Source organism: Pasteurella bettyae CCUG 2042 (assembly GCF_000262245.1).
GTDB classification, from domain to species: domain Bacteria; phylum Pseudomonadota; class Gammaproteobacteria; order Enterobacterales; family Pasteurellaceae; genus Basfia; species Basfia bettyae.
The window spans coordinates 1-1,233 of sequence record NZ_AJSX01000015.1 but is presented as its reverse complement, the minus strand read 5'-3'; the positions used below and the strand labels follow the sequence as shown (position 1 = coordinate 1,233).

The 1,233-nt window shown below is 41.4% G+C and carries 1 protein-coding gene; it reads right to left on the bottom strand.

Features of this window, described 5'->3' with window-relative positions; all coding sequences use genetic code 11:
* Positions 1–46 precede the first annotated feature (46 nt).
* Positions 47–1,231, bottom strand: a complete 1,185-nt coding sequence (gene tuf, locus HMPREF1052_RS03135) for an elongation factor Tu (protein ID WP_005759586.1) — start codon at positions 1,229–1,231, stop codon at positions 47–49.
* Positions 1,232–1,233 lie beyond the last annotated feature (2 nt).

The window sequence follows — 1,233 nt, the reverse complement described above, 5'->3', positions numbered from 1 at the left end:
AAAGGGACTCAAATGAGTCCCTTTTCCATAATCTTTCGATTAGCTATTATTTGATGATACGTGCAACAACACCCGCACCTACTGTACGGCCACCTTCACGGATAGCAAAACGTAAACCTTGGTCCATCGCAATTGGGTGGATTAAGCTTACTGTCATTTTGATGTTATCTCCTGGCATTACCATTTCCACACCTTCAGGTAATTCGATTGTACCTGTTACGTCTGTTGTACGGAAATAGAATTGTGGACGGTAACCTTTGAAGAATGGAGTATGACGACCACCTTCATCTTTTGATAATACGTACACTTCTGATTCAAAATCTGTGTGTGGTGTGATTGAACCTGGTTTCGCTAATACTTGTCCACGTTCGATTTCTTCACGTTTTGTACCACGTAATAATGCACCAATGTTTTCTCCCGCACGACCTTCGTCTAATAATTTACGGAACATTTCTACACCTGTTACTGTGGTTTTCGCTGTATCTTTGATACCAACGATTTCTACTTCATCACCAGTACGGATAATACCACGTTCTACACGACCAGTAACTACTGTACCACGTCCTGAAATTGAGAATACGTCTTCAATTGGTAAAAGGAACGGTTGGTCAATCGCACGTTCTGGTTCTGGAATATAAGTATCTAAATGATTTGCTAATTCAAGAATTTTTTCTTCCCATTCAGCTACACCATTTAATGCTTGTAATGCTGAACCACGTACGATTGGTGTATCGTCACCTGGGAAATCATATTGTGAAAGAAGTTCACGAACTTCCATTTCCACTAATTCTAATAACTCTTCATCATCTACCATGTCGCATTTGTTTAAGAATACGATGATGTAAGGTACACCTACTTGGCGACCTAATAAGATGTGTTCACGAGTTTGTGGCATAGGACCATCTGTTGCCGCTACTACTAAGATAGCGCCATCCATTTGTGCAGCACCGGTAATCATGTTTTTAACATAGTCTGCGTGTCCCGGACAGTCAACGTGTGCGTAGTGACGAGTTGGAGTATCGTATTCTACGTGTGAAGTGTTGATGGTAATACCACGAGCTTTTTCTTCTGGTGCGTTATCGATTTGGTCGAATGCACGAGCTGCACCACCGTAGTGTTTTGCTAATACTGTTGTGATAGCTGCGGTTAAAGTTGTTTTACCATGGTCAACGTGGCCAATTGTACCCACGTTTACGTGCGGTTTTGTACGTTCAAATTTTTCTTTAGACATTG